The 15,550-nt window shown below is 65.4% G+C and carries 15 protein-coding genes and 1 tRNA gene; 8 read left to right on the top strand and 8 right to left on the bottom strand.

The genetic code is table 11. The annotated features are described in order from the left end of the window. The first annotated feature begins 20 nt into the window (after positions 1-20). The 3 genes from G6N27_RS08525 (at position 21) to G6N27_RS08515 (ending at position 858) form a co-directional block, all read left to right on the top strand. A tRNA-Leu gene (locus G6N27_RS08525) sits at positions 21-103 on the top strand. A gap of 266 nt (positions 104-369) precedes the next feature. Further along, the gene (locus G6N27_RS08520; protein WP_163775944.1) at positions 370-684 is read left to right on the top strand and encodes a DUF732 domain-containing protein; all 315 of its coding nucleotides are present in this window, start codon (positions 370-372) and stop codon (positions 682-684) included. Between the two features lie 33 nt (positions 685-717). After that, a complete protein-coding gene (locus tag G6N27_RS08515) occupies positions 718-858 on the top strand; it encodes a hypothetical protein (protein WP_163775943.1) in 141 nt (46 codons plus the stop codon). 144 nt (positions 859-1,002) lie between these two features. Here the strand turns inward: G6N27_RS08515 and G6N27_RS08510 are convergent, their stop codons facing one another. The 7 genes from G6N27_RS08510 to G6N27_RS08480 form a co-directional block, all read right to left on the bottom strand. Continuing rightward, the gene (locus G6N27_RS08510) at positions 1,003-1,566 is read right to left on the bottom strand and encodes an MPT63 family protein (protein ID WP_163781527.1); all 564 of its coding nucleotides are present in this window, start codon (positions 1,564-1,566) and stop codon (positions 1,003-1,005) included. Between the two features lie 298 nt (positions 1,567-1,864). Beyond that, positions 1,865-2,287, bottom strand: coding sequence for a lipoprotein LpqH (locus G6N27_RS08505; RefSeq protein WP_163775942.1), 423 nt, complete (start codon positions 2,285-2,287; stop codon positions 1,865-1,867). 78 nt (positions 2,288-2,365) lie between these two features. After that, entirely contained in the window at positions 2,366-3,208 is an 843-nt protein-coding gene (locus tag G6N27_RS08500) for an SDR family oxidoreductase (protein WP_163775941.1), read from the bottom strand. Between the two features lie 97 nt (positions 3,209-3,305). Further along, positions 3,306-4,613 carry a TetR/AcrR family transcriptional regulator gene (locus G6N27_RS08495; protein ID WP_163775940.1) on the bottom strand — a complete coding sequence of 436 codons (1,308 nt, stop codon included), beginning with the start codon at positions 4,611-4,613 and terminating at the stop codon, positions 3,306-3,308. 208 nt (positions 4,614-4,821) lie between these two features. Then, on the bottom strand, positions 4,822-5,757 hold the full coding sequence (locus G6N27_RS08490) for an SDR family NAD(P)-dependent oxidoreductase (RefSeq protein WP_163775939.1): 936 nt from the start codon (positions 5,755-5,757) through the stop codon (positions 4,822-4,824). Between the two features lie 18 nt (positions 5,758-5,775). After that, positions 5,776-6,870, bottom strand: coding sequence for an acyl-CoA dehydrogenase family protein (locus tag G6N27_RS08485; RefSeq protein WP_163775938.1), 1,095 nt, complete (start codon positions 6,868-6,870; stop codon positions 5,776-5,778). Then, positions 6,867-8,024, bottom strand: a complete 1,158-nt coding sequence (locus G6N27_RS08480) for an acyl-CoA dehydrogenase family protein (protein WP_163775937.1) — start codon at positions 8,022-8,024, stop codon at positions 6,867-6,869. Before G6N27_RS08480 ends, G6N27_RS08485 begins: the two co-directional genes overlap by 4 nt. Before the next feature lie 182 nt (positions 8,025-8,206). Between G6N27_RS08480 and G6N27_RS08475 the strand changes: the two genes are divergently transcribed. From G6N27_RS08475 to G6N27_RS08455, 5 genes are all read left to right on the top strand, one after another. Beyond that, positions 8,207-9,691: an aldehyde dehydrogenase family protein gene (locus G6N27_RS08475; protein WP_163781525.1), complete on the top strand. Its 1,485-nt coding sequence runs from the start codon at positions 8,207-8,209 to the stop codon at positions 9,689-9,691. Between the two features lie 60 nt (positions 9,692-9,751). Further along, positions 9,752-11,257, top strand: a complete 1,506-nt coding sequence (locus G6N27_RS08470; RefSeq protein ID WP_163775936.1) for an adenylate/guanylate cyclase domain-containing protein — start codon at positions 9,752-9,754, stop codon at positions 11,255-11,257. Between the two features lie 127 nt (positions 11,258-11,384). Continuing rightward, positions 11,385-12,479, top strand: coding sequence for a phosphotransferase family protein (locus G6N27_RS08465; RefSeq protein WP_163775935.1), 1,095 nt, complete (start codon positions 11,385-11,387; stop codon positions 12,477-12,479). A gap of 59 nt (positions 12,480-12,538) precedes the next feature. Continuing rightward, on the top strand, positions 12,539-13,819 hold the full coding sequence (locus tag G6N27_RS08460; protein ID WP_232065026.1) for a flavin-containing monooxygenase: 1,281 nt from the start codon (positions 12,539-12,541) through the stop codon (positions 13,817-13,819). Next, entirely contained in the window at positions 13,816-14,730 is a 915-nt protein-coding gene (locus tag G6N27_RS08455; protein ID WP_163775933.1) for an alpha/beta hydrolase, read from the top strand. The genes G6N27_RS08460 and G6N27_RS08455 overlap by 4 nt, the downstream gene beginning before the upstream one ends. Here G6N27_RS08455 and G6N27_RS08450 read toward each other — a convergent pair. Continuing rightward, on the bottom strand, positions 14,721-15,542 hold the full coding sequence (locus tag G6N27_RS08450; protein ID WP_163775932.1) for a mycofactocin-coupled SDR family oxidoreductase: 822 nt from the start codon (positions 15,540-15,542) through the stop codon (positions 14,721-14,723). The two genes, G6N27_RS08455 and G6N27_RS08450, sit on opposite strands and share 10 nt — an antisense overlap. Positions 15,543-15,550 lie beyond the last annotated feature (8 nt).

Genomic DNA, 15,550 nt, shown 5'->3' with positions numbered 1-15,550 from the left:
GCGCTACGCTCGTGGGGCTTGCGGGCGTGATGGAACGGCAGACATGCCGGCTTTAGGTGCCGGTGCTCGAGAGAGCGTGAGGGTTCGAATCCCTCCGCCCGCACTCACGCGACGGAGTGACTGCGTCGATCTGCGTCCCGTCGGCGTGTGCGGAATTGCAATCCTGATATGGCCGGTCGGCCGCCGCCGCCGATGCAGCGCACGGCACCGAATCGCTTGTCCCGCAACGCGCCCCTCGCGCAGATCGAGGTGTGAGGCGTCAAGGCGGGATCCGCTGCCGAGTGAAACGGATCACGATCGGGCAGCATCCGGGCCGCTGCGGCGTTGTGGACGACAACGGCTACTAAACCCGAAACCAGTGAGGCCGACATGTCGCAGACCGTGAGCACCCGCCAGCACCGTTACCCGAACGTCCAGAAGCTGGTGGTCCTTGCGAGTATCGCCGCGGCCGCCTTGGCCGGTGTTGCTGCCGCGCTCGCCATCGCCGCGCCGGCCCGCGCCGCGAGCATCGACACGAACTTCGACATCTGCGGGGCCCTGCGGTCCGGCACCAGCCTCGCCTCCATCGAAACCAGCCTCGAGGCCCGCGGCTACACCGCGACCAAAGCCGGCACCCTGACCGGCAACACCATTCGCGTGCAGTGCCCGGAGCAGGCCGCCCCGGTGATGGCGCAGATTTCGTAGGAGCCCGAGCGTCGACCTGTCACCATTGACAGCGTGACCGCCGTGATCGTCGTGCTCCTGGTCCTGCTGGCCATCGGCATCCTGGCCAACGGCCTCCTGCGGCTCAGGAGATGGCTGCAGAACTCGCCTCCCGCCCAAGAACTTCAGCCACCGCTCGACGACGAAGACGAGTAGCCGCCTTCGTTCTCGTTGAACTCCTGCACCGCGGTGTCGATGAACGTCGTTGCCCCGGAAGATCATTCGTCACCTGGGGAGTGCACCACAAAGTTCTGCCCCCGCCCGGTCGGTGGGCGAGGGCAGAACCAGTCAGTCAGCGACTTAGGTGGTCGCCGGGGCCGGAAGCTGGCCCGGTGCCGGGCCGGAGTTGCTCGGCTGGCCCGGTGCAGGGACTGCATTGCTCGGCTGACCCGGCATCGATGACCCGGGCACGTTGGAGGTCCACATCAGGATGTCTTGCAGTCCGTCGTTGTAGACCACGCCGTTCGGCGGCGCACCTGTCGCATCGAAGTACAGGGTGCCCTTCGACTCGCTGCCCTGCGCGATCGGGGCCGGGTTCAGTCCATTCGGCGCCTGGACATTGTCGATCAGCTTGTAGGTCTGGCCGTTCGGGCCGCGAGCGCTGAAGTCTCGCACCTGCGGCGTGACGACCCCGCCGTCGGACCGGACGGTCACGTCCGCCTGGTATAGCGTCCCCTTAGGTGTGTAACCGGGGATCGAGATGGTGCTGGGCTGCAGGTTACTCACCGTGTAGTTGGTGACCATCGGGCCGTCGATCAAAGGCTCGCTGGTGCCGAATCCCTGGATGTTCGGCGCGGCAGCGGCACTTCCTGCCGTGACGAGGCTTACCGCTGTAATTCCCGCGGCGCCGATCGCCGTCTTCATTGCGGTCGTAGTGAAACTCACGATGGGCTCCTTCTCGATTATCTGCTGTCCGATTGCATACTCACTTCGAGTTGCAAACACGCGAATGGCGAATAGCCCCCGAACAATGGTTTCAAACGCAAGTACGAGCGTGTTTCGTTGTTGCAGGCCCTCTAGCTGCGCAAACTCGACCCTGTGGGTTTTGCGGCGACAGTCATTTTGATTATCTTCTGCAACTCTGGCATCAACTCAGTTAATGTCATGAGCGTCAAAAAGCGCATTCGCCAAACGCGCGAATGCCGCGATTGAACGGCGTCGGTCAGCAGCCCACTTCGATCTTGAACGGTTGCGTCACCGATACGCGAGGATCGTTCAACTGAGTTCCTTCAGCGGTGCCAGTGACGGTGTAGGTGTCGTTCGCGAAGTGGATTTTCGTGTCGCCGGCTCCCGCGTTCGCGACGCCGGAGAAACCTGCGAAGTTGTCGAAATGCACCGACTCCAGCTTGGGTTTCTCCGGTTCCAGCTTGACGATGACGCGGACGTTCGCGGGCGCGGCGCTGATGTTCGCGATCAGCGTCCAGTCCACCTGGCTGCACGACACAGCGTGCGAGACCCGGGTGTTGTTGTCGACCGTGATCCGGGCCGTCTTCTGCGCCACCTTGGTGTCGTGCATGAAGCATCCCGAGCAGAGCGCGGCCACCAAGGACGCGCTCGCTGCCGCGGTGACAAGCCGTCGTCTCACCGGGCACCTCCGTGTAGTCGTCGCAGGCCTGTTTCTATCAGCCTGCGGCCGATTGGGGACGGAAACGTCCGCGATGGGTCAGCCGAGTGATATCCGGCCCATCAGCAGGTCGATGATCGGCTTGCCGGCCGCGAACGTTCCAACGTTCGACGAGGCGACGTGGCCGTAGTCGACCAGCAGCGTCACGCCATTGATCCCGGCCGCGGCTGGGCTGTTGAGGAACGCCATCACGTTGCCCATCTGCTCGGGAGTGTGCGTCTCGGTGCCGGTGGCTTCGCGGTAGTCCTGCGCGAAGGACAGCCACAGGTCGGCGTTGGCACGGGCGAGGGGAGTGTCGGTCGGACCGGGGCAGATCGCGTTGATCCGAACGCCCTTGGCCAGGAACGGGAATGCGTGTGTGGCGACGTAGGCGTTGATCGCTTGCTTGCTGGTGCCGTAGTGCCCGAAGTTGTCCGCTTCGTGTGCCTTGACCCAGGCGTCCGCTGACTCGAAGTCGGGCGTGGCCAGAAACTCCTGCAACCGCGGCAGGTCCGTTTCCCATCCGATGCCGGCCACCGAGGAGATGAAGCAGATGGCCCCACCGCGGTTCAGCTGGCCGCTGTTCATCAGTCGGTCGATCACGTGGCGGTGACCGATGAAGTTGATTTTCATCAGGTCAGGACCGTCGGCGATGCCGGCGGCGGAGAAGAGAGCATCGACGGGGCCGCCGACCTGGTCGAGCGCGCTGTCGATCGACGCGGGGTCGCGCAGGTCCACCTGGATCCCGCGGCCCAGGCTGGGGTCGACCGGCGCGTAGTCGAGGTTGATGACCTCAGCTCCGAGGTCGCCGACGATCTTGGCCGCCGCGGCACCCATGCCGGTGGCACCTCCAACTACCAGCGCCCGCTTGCCGTCGTAGCGGAACTGCTCGATACCAGTCATTTCAATCCTCTCTCGGAAAGCCAACGGTAAAGGCTTCGGTGCACTTTATCGGAACAGTTATTTGGTGGCGCTAGGCGGGTGGGGATGCCAGGTGCCCCTACCGGTTGGCGGCGCCCCGCACCACGGTGTCGCGGGAGATGATCAACGCCGCGCGAGTGCCCTGAGCGCGCACGATGTTCTCCGGCATCCACAGGATGTCCATCACGCAGCGCGACAGCATCGCCAGCGACGGCGCACCCTCGATCCGGATGTCGCCCGCCTGAATGCCCTCCGACAACAGCGTTTTGAGTTGCCGCAGCCGCATGGTGAACGCCAAACCGGGGTTAGGGGTGTCCGGCGGCGACTGGCGCATCCACGCGAGCTGGATCTTCCACTCGTCGGGAAATTGGTCCAGCGCATTGATATTGACCCAGCTGAGCGCGTCGAGCTTTTCTGCCGCCGTCGCGTCGGTGCGCAGCACGCTGGCGAATCCACCGCCGGCCTTCACGCCGAACGATTCCATGATCGAGCCGAGAAGTTCGTCCTTGGATCCGATCAGCCGGTACACCGTCCCGGTGCCCAGACCCGCTGCCGACGCGATGTCTCGAATCGTGGTGACTTCGTAGCCTTTTCTGCCGAACTCGGCCCGCGCCACCGCACGGACATGGGCGGCCTTGTCGTTGGCGTCGGCGTCACTTTCGTCAGCCCAGGTTTTGATTGCGGCCTCGGCCGTTGCGAACGCACTGGAGCGATCCAGTTCTTCGTCGGACAGCGGTCGACTGGCCAAGCCGTACAACATGATGTGGCACAAGACGATCGCGGTCTCGTCCGCGCCGGCGGTGTGACGGATGATGTCGAGTCCGACGTGCATCATGGTCTGGCAGATCCGGTCGGCCAGCGTCGGCAGATCGATATCGGATCGAATGAAGCCGCTCCATCGTCCGGCGCGCAGGGTCTGCAGCATCGCCTGCTGGACTGCGGTGGGCGGGTTCTGCAGCAGTTCGACGAGCTCGGGGTTCGCGTTCGGCGCTTCGTAGAACGACATCTGCAACGCGGCGCGATGCTCGACGGCGCAACGCGCGATCGCCGATCCCAGCTCGACGATCTTGTCTGCGGCAGAGCGCGAGTCGGACTTGTCCAGCTTCTCGTGGGCGATTTCGCCGATCCGGTCGAGGTCGGCGTAATACCGCCGCACCAACTCGACGAGGATCGCTTCTTTCGATTCGAAATGGTGATACAGGCTTCCCGGCAGGATGCCCGCGGCGTCGGCGATCTCCTGCAGCGAGGTCCGCAGGCCCGACGATGCGATCAGGGTGGCCGCCGTCTGCAGGATTTCGGTCCGGCGGGTGCCGTCGTCGTAAGCGCCTCCGCGGCTGTTTGCCGGATCGGGGAGGGTCCGGCGAGCACCTCGTGCCCGAGGTGTCATCGGGGTACGCCCGGGTCGAGTGGTCCGCTCCAACGGATCGGCATCGCGCAAGTCTAGGCGCGCAGAGTCTCCTGTGGCTGCAGCCTCGGCTGGTTGCTGAAGCCCCACGACACCTCCGGTCCGGAGACAACCGACCCAACTATTTGGTCGAACGCTACCAGGTTGCTGCTGGTCAACGGTGCAGCTTGAACGGTGCGGAAGGGCGTTGCTAGGAGAACACGTTGACGCCGAGGCGATCGCAAACGGCGAAAACCTCTTCGAAGATCGAGCCCGGCACCGTGAACGGCTCGGTCGCCGACACGTCCGACAGGTGTGCCGCGACGTCGTCCGCCGTCGGGGTGGTGCCCGCCTCGGCGAGCCAACCCGCGCCGAGGCCCACGAAGACGCGCGCGAAGCGCCCAGCGCAGGCCGAGTAGTTCTGATGGCTGAACTCGCAGGCCCTACTGGCCAGGTATACGACCATCGGCACCACCAGCTCCGGTTGGATCAACTTGAGGAACCCGGTTTCCTCCAACGCTTTCGGATCGCCGACCGTTTCGGTCACCATGCGTGAAAAGCCAAACGGGAGAACGGTGTTGGCTGATATGCCGTGCTCGGCGCCTTCGATCGCGATGACGTTGGCCAAGCCGACCAGGCCGGCTTTCGCCGCGGCGTAGTGGGCTTCCAGCGGCTGGCCGAACATTCCGCCCGAGGAGGAGATGAAGACGAATCGCCCATAGCCCGCTTTCTTCATCGCTCGATACGCGGGCTGGCTCAGATAGAAACCGCCGTCCAGGTGCACGCTGAGCATGCGCCGCCAGTCGTCTTGCGACAGTTCGTCGAAGGGCACGCTGTTGAAGATGCCTGCGTTGCTCACCACCGCGTCGAGCCGGCCGAATCGCTCGATCGCGGTGTTCACGATCGCTTCGCCGCCTTCTGGGCTGTCGACCGAATCGTGTGAGGCCACCGCGACGCCGCCGGCGCGCTCGATCTCGTCGACGACCGCATCCGCGACGCTGGCATCGGCCCCGTCGCCATGCATGGAGCCGCCGAGGTCGTTGACCACCACCGCCGCCCCGCGGCGCGCCAACTCGAGTGCGTACAGCCGTCCAAGGCCGCGGCCCGCGCCGCTGACGATCGCCACCTGGTCTTTGAAGTCGATCATCGTCGTGTCCTTTGCCTTTCAGCGATTTATCGACTCGGCGAACTCGGCACCCAACTGCACGAGGTAGCCGTCGGGCCCTCCGAGGAACACGCTCCAGCCCAGTAGGCGCTTGAGATAGAGGTGCGCGTCGTGTTCCCAGGTGTAGCCGATACCGCCGAAGACCTGAATGGCGGTGTCGGCGACCGCGGCCAATTGTCCTGCAAAACCCTTGGCTCGCAACGCAGCTGAATGTCTTTCGGCGCGGTCTGCGGCGTCGGCTGCCCACAGTGCGTGAATCACCCCACTGCGCGCCAACTCGACACTTTCGTACATGTCGACGCACAGATGCTGGACCGCTTGGAACGCGCCGATCGGTTGACCGAATTGCCGGCGGACCTTCGCGTAGTCCACAACGAGGTCGAGGATGGCGCGTGCGGCGCCGAGGGCGTCCGCGGCCCGGGCGATGATGACGTCGTCGATCAGCGCCTCGACCGCATCCGGCGTCGCCGTCGCGAGGCGTTGCGCGGGCGTGTCCTCGAGGCGGACGTCGAACTGCTTGCGGGTCGGGTCGATGCCGGGCCGCGGCGTCACGTCGATGCCGGCGGTGTGGACCGCGAAAAGGCCTGTGCCACTTGAATCGTCAGCGAGAACGAGGAGCAGGTCGGCGGCGGCGACATCCGGAACAGCGCCGATCTGGCCGCACAACACCACGTCATCGCCGCGTTCGACCACGCTGGGGCGAACACCGTCCAGCGGTCCAACCGTCACGATCGTCGAGCCGTCGGCGATCCCGGTGAGCCATCGGGCCGCGAGACTGCTGTCCACCCCGAAGCGCGACAGCGCACGAGTCGACGCGACGGCGCTGGACAGCCACGGCCCGGGATGCAGCCGGGCGCCGAGTTCTTCGGCGACGATGCCGGCCTCGACCATCGTCATACCGGCGCCGTCGCATTCCGGCGGGACAAGAAGGCCGGTAGCGCCCAAGTCGGCCAGCCCACGCCATACCTGATCGGTCATCCCGGTCTCGTCTTCGAGCAACGGACGGACGTGCCCGGGGATCGACGCCTTCTCGGCGAGAAAACTTCGCACGGTGTCGCGCAGCGCGACCTGCTCGTCGGTCAACTCGAGATTCATGATCGCGGCAACCCCAGAACCCGCTGGGCGGTGATGTTCTTGTTGATCTGCGTCGTCCCGCCGGCGATGGTCAGTGACCGCGACGTCAGCCGATAGTCGACCCATCGAGCCCCGTCGGGGTGCGACCCGAGCAGGTCGAAGGCCAGCGCTGCGATCTCCTGGCCGACCTCACCCCAGATCGTCTTGGCCAGGCTGGCTGAACCGAATGCGTCGCCGCCGTACAGGATCGCCGAGATCGACCGTTTGCACAGCACCTCGAGATACTTGATGCGCAAAGCGATTTCGCCGAGGCGCCGCAGGGTTACGGCGTCCTCGAGCGCCGGTCGATTGTCAATCCGGACGTCGGCGAGGTCGGCGACCAGCTCGGTCAGGCGCTCGTGCATCTCGGTGTACAGCCGCGCGGCGCCGGCCCGTTCGTAGCTCAGTGTCGTGGTGGCGATCTTCCAGCCGTCGTTCACCGGGCCGAGCAACGCGTCGGTAGGCACCCGCACGTCGTTGAAGAACACCTCGGCGAAATCAGCCTGGCCGTTGAGCGTGACGAGTGGCCGAACCTCGATGCCGGGCAACGACATGTCGAGGATCAGACACGAGATGCCCTTGTGTTTCGGTGCGTCCGGGTCGGTGCGGACATACAGCTGGCACCAGTCGGCCCGATGCCCAAGCGAGGTCCAGATCTTCTGGCCGTTGACCACGAACGCGTCGCCGTCACGCACCGCGCGGGTGCGCAGCGAGGCGAGGTCGGAGCCGGCTTCCGGTTCGGACATGCCCTGGCACCAGATGTCGTCGGCGCGCATCATCCGGGGGAGCAGGGTGCGCTTTTGTTCTTCGGTCCCGTACTCCATGAGCGCAGGAGCGATGTTGTTCATCCCGATCACATTGAGGTGGACCGGCACCCGGGCACGGGTGGTCTCCTCCGCGCAGACCAGTTGCTCGAGCACTCCCGCGCCGCGACCGCCGTACTCCTGCGGCCACGACACCGCGGCCCAGCCGGCGTCGGCCATCGTCGCGTTCCACGCGCGAAGTGTCTGGAAGGCGGCCTCGTCGCGACCACGCGCGCGGTTGGCGGCAATGACGTCGTCGGTCAGGTTCGCGGCCAGCCACGCACGCAGTTCCTTGCGAACCTGTTCCACCTCTGGTGGGTAAGAGAAATCCACGGTTCCTATTGAGTCAGGGCGATTGACTTGGGTCAATGCCGAACTCTACGGTGGAACAGATATTTGGTCAACAAGGGCCGGCGCGGAAAAGCTTGCCAACCGGGAGCATTCCGGTAAGGCTCTCCATAGTATTCTGCGACCGGCGCCGTGCTCAGCGTCCCATCAACGAGAGAGCGACAGACATGACTGAAACTGTAAAGGTCCGGTTCGAGCCGAAGATGATGATCGACGGCAAGCTGGTCGAGGGCCAGGCCGGCACCTTCACGAACATCAACCCGGCGACCGAGGAGTCGCTCGGCGAGGTTTCGGACGCGTCGAAGGAGGACATGCACCGGGCCATCGACGCCGCCCGGCGGGCGTTCGACGAGACCGACTGGTCGACCAACAAGGAGCTGCGCAAGCGCTGTCTGTTGCAGCTGCACGAGGCGATCGAGTCCGAGATCGACGAGCTGCGCGAGGAGCTGATCCTCGAGGTCGGCTCGCCCCGGGCCATCACCTACGGGCCCCAATTGGACGCTCCGCTGGCGGACGGGCTGAAGTACCCGGCCCGGCTGATTGACTCGTACGCCTGGGAGACCGACCTCGGGGACCGGGTCATCAGCCTCACCGGCGCAAACACCACCATCAAGGTGTGGAGGGAGCCGGTCGGTGTGGTCGGCGCCATCGTGCCGTGGAACTTCCCCTTTGAGGTCACCCTCAACAAGCTGGGCCAGGCGCTGGGCAGCGGCAACACCGTGGTGCTGAAGCCCGCGCCGAACACCCCGTTCAACGCGAACCGGCTGGGCCGGCTGATCGCCGAGAAGACCGACATCCCCGCCGGTGTCGTCAATGTCGTCACCGCGTCGGATCACTTTGTGGGCGAAGAGCTCACGCTCTCGCCGAAGGTCGACCTGATCTCGTTCACCGGCTCGACCGTGGTCGGCAAGCGGATCATGGAAAAGGGCGCGGCCACCATGAAGCGGCTGTTCCTCGAGCTCGGCGGCAAGTCGGCCACCATCGTCCTGGAGGACGCGGACTTCGGCACGGCGTGCATGGTCGGCATCGCGCCGTGCATGCACGCCGGCCAGGGTTGCGCCAACCCGACCCGGCTGCTGCTGCCGCGGTCGCGCTATGACGAGGGTGTCGAGATCCTGAAGAACATCTACGAGAACGTCACATGTGGTGACCCGCAGGATCCCGGAACCCTGTGTGGGCCGGTGATTTCGCAACGGCAGCTGGACCGGGTCAACGGTTACATCCAGAAGGGTGTTGACGAGGGCGCCACAGCGCTGGTCGGCGGCCCCGGCGCGGAGACCGGCTTCGACAAGGGTTACTACGTCCGGCCAACGCTTTTCACCAACGTCGACAACAAGATGACCATCGCGCAGGAGGAGATCTTCGGCCCGGTGCTCTCGGTCATTCCGTTCGACGACGAAGAGGACGCGATCCGGATCGCCAACGACAGCGTGTACGGCTTGGCCGGCAACGTGTTTGCCGGTTCCCTCGAGCGCGCGCTGTCGGTGACCCGCCGCATCAAGGCCGGCTTCATGGGCGTCAACGGTGGTGCTGGGTACGCTGCCGACACCCCATTCGGCGGCTACAAGGAAAGCGGAATCGGTCGCCAGAACGGCGTGGCCGGATTCGACCAGTACACCGAGATCAAGTCGGTGGCTTACCCCGCCGTCTGACCTACCTCTGCCCGCCTCCTCCGCACGCCGTGCCGGCGTGCATCGTCGGCGGGCTACCGTATGTCAGTGACCGAAGCCGGACAAGCGCACCGGACGATCGGCCGCAACCTGGCCATCCGCTATGCGGCCGGTCTTGCCGGCGGTCACTTGATCGGGACCGCTGATGCCGCGGCGATCGTCGTGCCGCTGCACGGTCAGTTCGCCGGCGACGCGCAGGTCTACTTCACTGCGCGCAGCCTGATCATTGCGACGGCGGTCGTCGTTCTGGGAACCGTCGTCGTCGCCGTCGGTGGTGTGGCCAATCTCGTTCCGGTGCTGCGCTGGTACGTCAGCGGGCAGCAACCCGATGCCGATCAGCGGCGAACGGCCATGCGCCTTCTCGGCCGGCAATCGATGATCCTGGCGGCGGTATGGGCATCCAGCGGCTTGATCTACCTCGCGGCAAATCTCGACGGGCTGAGGGTTCTTGCGGTCCCGACCGTGTTGGCGGTCGTATTCGGCGGCACCGCGGCGGCAACCCTCAGCCTGCTGCTGACGCAGCGATCGCTTCGGCCCATTCTGCTGGCGGCAACGCAGGGTTCCGACGGCGTTGTGGTCGCGCCCCGCGTCCTGACCCGACTCGTGGGCATGTGGCTACTGGGTAGCGGGCTGCCCTGCCTGGCGATCGTGGGCCTGGTGCTGACTCGCTCCAACGGGTGGATCATGCAGAACACCGGCTCGGTCGAGATGCCTATTCTGGTGGTGACGCTCGTCGCGCTGCTGATCGGGCTCCCGGTGATGATTTTGACGTCCCGATCGATATCGGACCCGATCAGCGAGGTTGTCGACGCGATGGCGCAGGTCGAGCGAGGCCACATCGATACCTCCGTCGGGGTCTATGAGAAGTCCGAAATCGGCCGTCTGCAAAGCGGATTCAACCGTATGGTCGCCGGCATCGGCGAACGCGACCGGCTGCGGGACCTGTTCGGCCGGCACGTCGGCGCAGACGTGGCACGCCGGGCGATCGAGGAGGGCACCACGCTGTCGGGCGATGTGCGGGATGCCGCAATCCTTTTCATCGACCTGGTGGGTTCGACGACACTGGCCGCGAGTCAACCGCCGCAGGAGGTCGCCCGAATACTCAACGACTTCTTTCGGATCGTCGTCAGCGCCGTCGACAACCACAACGGGCTGATCAACAAGTTCCAGGGCGATGCCGCGCTGGCGATCTTCGGAGCGCCGCTGGCCTCCGATGGCGCCGCGTCGTCCGCGTTGGCGACCGCGCGACTGCTGCGCGACCAACTGCGACGGCTCCCGATGGTCGACTTCGGGATCGGTGTCTCGGCCGGTCCGGTGTTCGCCGGAAACATCGGTGCGGAAAACCGATACGAATACACAGTGGTCGGCGACGCCGTCAATGAGGCGGCACGCCTGGCCGATTTCGCGAAGACGCTGGATCAGCGGATCGTCGCCTCGGCGTCGGCGATCGAACGAGCCGACGCCGCCGAGCGCCGGCACTGGGACGCCAACGGCGAGACGGAATTGCGGGGCCGCACGGAATCCACCGCGGTGTTCACCCCCGCCTGACACGAGCCGACAATGTGCGGCCCGGGAATCTGGACAACTCCGCGCGGCAGTTGTCGAATGCCTTACAGTTGTCCCATCGGTCGGGCCGGCTGATCGGTCCTCAGCGCGCAAAGGGGCGAATATCCCGATGTCCATTCCCCGATATCCAGACGACGTCACCCGTGAGTGGCTCTCGACCGTGCTGAACCGCGGCGACGCCCACGCGGAATTGTCCGATGTACAGGTGGTCGCGATCGGCACCGGCCAGACCGGAGCCACCTACCGCGTGTCGGTCACCTACGCCGACAACCCGGGCCGCTTGCCTGAGACCTTCGTGATCAAGCTGCCTGCGCAGGACGACACCGTTCGTGACCGGGTGGCCATCGGCTATCGCAGCGAATGCGCCTTCTACACGGGAGTGGCCGACCGGGTGCGGGTGCCGACACCGCAGTGCTTCTACTGCGAGATCAGCGACGATGCGCTGGATTACGCGCTGCTGCTTGCCGATCAGGCACCTGCCGCCCAAGGCGATCAGATCGCCGGCTGCGACGAACGCGAAGCGCGACTGGTCGTCACCGCGCTGGCCGGACTGCACGGCCCGAGCTGGTGCGACCCGGTCTGGCTGGAGTTTCCCGGCATCGCCTTCGCCCGGCCCGACGCGGCCTCGGCCGGCGGCCTCGGCGAGGTCGCGCGGATGAGCGTCGAGATCACCCTCGAGAAACTCGGCGATCGCATGACCGCGGCCGATCGAGAAACATTCGCCACCGCAATGGATTTGACGACGCCCTGGTTGCTCGCCGAGCACGACCGATTCGCCCTCTTGCACGGCGACTACCGCCTGGACAACTTGCTCTTCTTCCCCGACGCCGCCGGGGTCACGGTGGTGGATTGGCAGACGCTCGGCGTGGGGCTGCCCGCACGAGATCTGGCCTACTTCACCGCAACCAGTCTCAAGCCGGAGCTGCGCGCGTCGATCGAGCACGACCTTGTCGACGAGTACCACCGGGCTCTTCTCGGCTACGGCGTCACCGACTACGATCGCGAAACCTGTTGGCGGGATTACCGACTCGGCATGCTGCAAGCGCTGCTGATCTCGGCTCTCGGATTCGCCTTCGCGACTGCCACCGACCGCGGCGACGACATGGTGCTGACCATGCTGGCTCGCGGGTGCCGGGCGATCCGCGAATTGGGCACCATAGAGCTTGTAGGCCAGTACGCGTCGCAGCAGGCGGCGACGCCGTGACCGACAGGCCGCGTGTCGCGGTGATCGGGGCCGGCATCAGCGGACTTACCGCCGGAAAGATGCTCGGCGACTACGACGTGCCGTACACCACGTTCGAGATGTCCGATCGGATCGGCGGGAACTGGGCCTTCGGCAATCCGAACGGCCGCAGCAGCGCCTACCGCTCCTTGCATATCGACACCTCGAAGCATCGGTTGTCGTTCAAGGACTTTCCGATCCCCGAGGACTATCCCGAGTTCCCGCACCATTCGGACATCAAGGCATACCTCGATGCCTACGCGGACACCTTCGGTCTGCTCGAGCACATCGAGTTCAACAACGGTGTCGTGCACGCCCGCCGCAACAGCGGTGGGGGTTGGCAAATCGACGACCAGGCCGGCAGCACCCTGCAATTCGACATGCTCGTGGTCGCCAACGGGCATCACTGGGATGCACGGTGGCCGGACTTTCCCGGCACTTTCACCGGACAGGCGATTCACTCGCATTACTACATCGACCCGCAGACTCCCGCAGAGCTGACCGGTAAACGAATCCTGGTGGTAGGACTGGGAAACAGCGCGGCCGACATCACCGTCGAACTGTCGTCGCGAGCATTGCAGAACCGGGTGACGCTGTCGACGCGTTCCAGCGCGTGGATCGTGCCGAAGTACATCGCGGGCAGACCCGGCGACAAGCTGTTCCGCACGACGCCGTATCTGCCACTGTCATGGCAACGTAAGGCGGTTCAGGTGCTGATGCCGCTGATGGGCACCGATCCGCGGCTCTACGGACTGCCCGAGCCGAATCACAAACTCTTCGAGGCACATCCGACCCAATCGGTGGAGCTACCACTGCGGCTCGGCTCTGGCGACGTGATCCCCAAGCCGAACGTGTCGCTTCTCGACGGCGACGTCGTCCATTTCGAGGACGGCACCAGCGATGTGTTCGATGCGATCATCTATGCAACCGGTTACAACATCACCTTCCCGTTCTTCGACCCGGACCTGATCAGTGCACCGGGAAACCAAATTCGGCTGTACAAGCGAATGTTCAAGCCCGGCTTCAACGATCTGGCCTTCGTCGGATTCGCCCAGGCGGTCCCGACGTTGTTCCCGTTCGTCGAGTGCCAAGCGCGGCTGCTGGCGGCATACGCCGTCGGCCGCTACGCCTTGCCGTCGGTCGCCGAGATGGAACGGGTCATCGACTCCGACCAGCAGCTGCACACCGGGCACTGCACCGATCGGCCACGGCACACCCAGCAGGTCGACTATTTCTACTACGAGCATGACATTCGGGCGCGCGAGCTACCCGCAGGCATCAAGCGGGCCAACGCTCGAACTGCTGAGTCGGTGCGCGTATGACATACACCTCGGTGACATTCCGCTCTGGTGACACCGATTGCGACGCGTGGCATTTCCATGGCGCTGGTCCAGCCGGCCGACCCGTCGTGGTTATGGCACATGGCATCGCCGGCACCAAGGACTCGGGTCTCGAGCCGTTCGCCGAACGGCTAAGCGACGCGGGTGTGGACGTGCTCGCGTTCGACTACCGCGGCTTCGGCGCGTCGAAAGGTCAACCCCGGCAGACGGTCTCGGTTGTCGGTCAACTCGACGACTATCGGGCAGCGGTGGCCGCGGCGCAGCGATTGCCGGACGTCGACGCCAACAAGGTCATTCTGTGGGGCGTTTCGTTCTCCGGCGGGCACGTATTGCGGGTCGCGGCAGATCGCGATGACATCGCCGCCGTCATCGCGTTGACGCCGCTGACCAGCGGGCTGGCTACCGGTCGGCTGGCCGTCGCGCAGCGTGACCTCATTTCCGGGATGCGCTGGACTGCCGCAGGGGTGAAAGGCCGCATCGCCGCGGCCATGGGTGGCAGCCCCACGTTGATGCCGGTCGTGGGCAAGCCCGGCGAGGCGGGGGCGCTCACTTTGCCCGGCGCCTACGAGAATTACCTGGCGATGGCGGGCCCGACGTGGCGCAACGAGATCGATGCGGGAGTCGGGCTCCAGCTCGCGCGGGTGCGATCGTCAAGTGCGGCAAGAAGACTGCGCTGTCCGCTGCTCGTGCAGATCGCCGACTTCGATCGTTTCGTCCCGGCCGGTTCGGTCGCCAAGGTGGCCGAGCGGGGGAGAGCTCAGGTCCACCACTACCCGTGCGACCACTTCGACGTCTGGCCGGGCCATGACTGGTTCGACAAGGTCGTCGATCACCAAGTGGCGTTCATCGGCCGAGCCGTGAAGAAAAGCAGTGCGGCGGCAGGTCAGAACTGAGTCGAGCCCTGGTCGACGGGAACCGCCGCCGCGGTGACAAAGCGTGATTCATCGCTGGCCAGCCAGCAGACCGCATCGGCGATGTCTTCGGGCTGAGCCACCCACTCCGGCAGGAACGGCGTGAGGACGTGCGCCATCTGCGGAATGGCCTCGTTGGCCTTGGTCACAGCGGCGACCATATCGCCGCCGCCCATCGCGGTGTTGACCGGACCGGGGTGCACGCTGTTGACCCGGATCGAATGTCTGCCCAGTTCGGCGGCGAATGCGCGGGCCATCCCGGTCACCGCGTGCTTGCTCGCGGTGTAGTGCACCATGAACGGCTGCATCTTGAGGCCGGCAGCCGAACTGATCAAGATGATCGACCCGCCCCGCCCGCCGTCGATGATCTGCCGCGCGCCGGCCATCACCGTGTTCCACGTCCCGGTCACATTGACGTCGAGCACGTCGCGAAACGACTCGGGCGTGATCTCATTCCAGGCCTGCGGCGACGAGATCCCGGCGTTGGCGACGATGACGTCCAACCGGCCCAGCGAGGCCACCGCATCGTCCACCGCCTCGCGCAGGCCGTCGAAGTCACGAATGTCGTTCGCCGACGCGATAATTCGGCGTCCGGTGGCTTCGACGAGCCGAACCGTCTCCGCCAGGTCTTCGGGAGTCGCCGAGTCGTAGGGCACACATGCGGGGAGTTTGCCTGCGATATCGACCGCGATGATGTCGGCGCCTTCGCGGGCCAACCGCACCGCGTGCGCGCGTCCCTGGCCGCGCGCTGCCCCGGTGATGAAAGCCACCTTGTCCGCCAGGCGACCGGTCATGTGGGCTC

The sequence above is a fragment of the Mycobacterium cookii genome (assembly GCF_010727945.1).
In the GTDB taxonomy this organism is placed as follows: Bacteria; Actinomycetota; Actinomycetes; order Mycobacteriales; family Mycobacteriaceae; genus Mycobacterium; species Mycobacterium cookii.
Note: the sequence above shows the minus strand (reverse complement) of the source record. Positions and strands in the feature narration are given on the sequence as shown.

Coding starts and splice junctions, on each gene's coding strand:
- G6N27_RS08520 (WP_163775944.1), top strand. CDS start 370: ATGTCGCAGACCGTGAGCACCCGCCAGCACCGTTACCCGAACGTCCAG.
- G6N27_RS08485 (WP_163775938.1), bottom strand. CDS start 6,870: ATGAATCTCGAGTTGACCGACGAGCAGGTCGCGCTGCGCGACACCGTG.
- G6N27_RS08495 (WP_163775940.1), bottom strand. CDS start 4,613: ATGACACCTCGGGCACGAGGTGCTCGCCGGACCCTCCCCGATCCGGCA.
- G6N27_RS08465 (WP_163775935.1), top strand. CDS start 11,385: ATGTCCATTCCCCGATATCCAGACGACGTCACCCGTGAGTGGCTCTCG.
- G6N27_RS08510 (WP_163781527.1), bottom strand. CDS start 1,566: ATGAAGACGGCGATCGGCGCCGCGGGAATTACAGCGGTAAGCCTCGTC.
- G6N27_RS08490 (WP_163775939.1), bottom strand. CDS start 5,757: ATGATCGACTTCAAAGACCAGGTGGCGATCGTCAGCGGCGCGGGCCGC.
- G6N27_RS08475 (WP_163781525.1), top strand. CDS start 8,207: ATGACTGAAACTGTAAAGGTCCGGTTCGAGCCGAAGATGATGATCGAC.
- G6N27_RS08450 (WP_163775932.1), bottom strand. CDS start 15,542: ATGACCGGTCGCCTGGCGGACAAGGTGGCTTTCATCACCGGGGCAGCG.
- G6N27_RS08460 (WP_232065026.1), top strand. CDS start 12,539: ATGCTCGGCGACTACGACGTGCCGTACACCACGTTCGAGATGTCCGAT.
- G6N27_RS08455 (WP_163775933.1), top strand. CDS start 13,816: ATGACATACACCTCGGTGACATTCCGCTCTGGTGACACCGATTGCGAC.
- G6N27_RS08500 (WP_163775941.1), bottom strand. CDS start 3,208: ATGACTGGTATCGAGCAGTTCCGCTACGACGGCAAGCGGGCGCTGGTA.
- G6N27_RS08470 (WP_163775936.1), top strand. CDS start 9,752: ATGTCAGTGACCGAAGCCGGACAAGCGCACCGGACGATCGGCCGCAAC.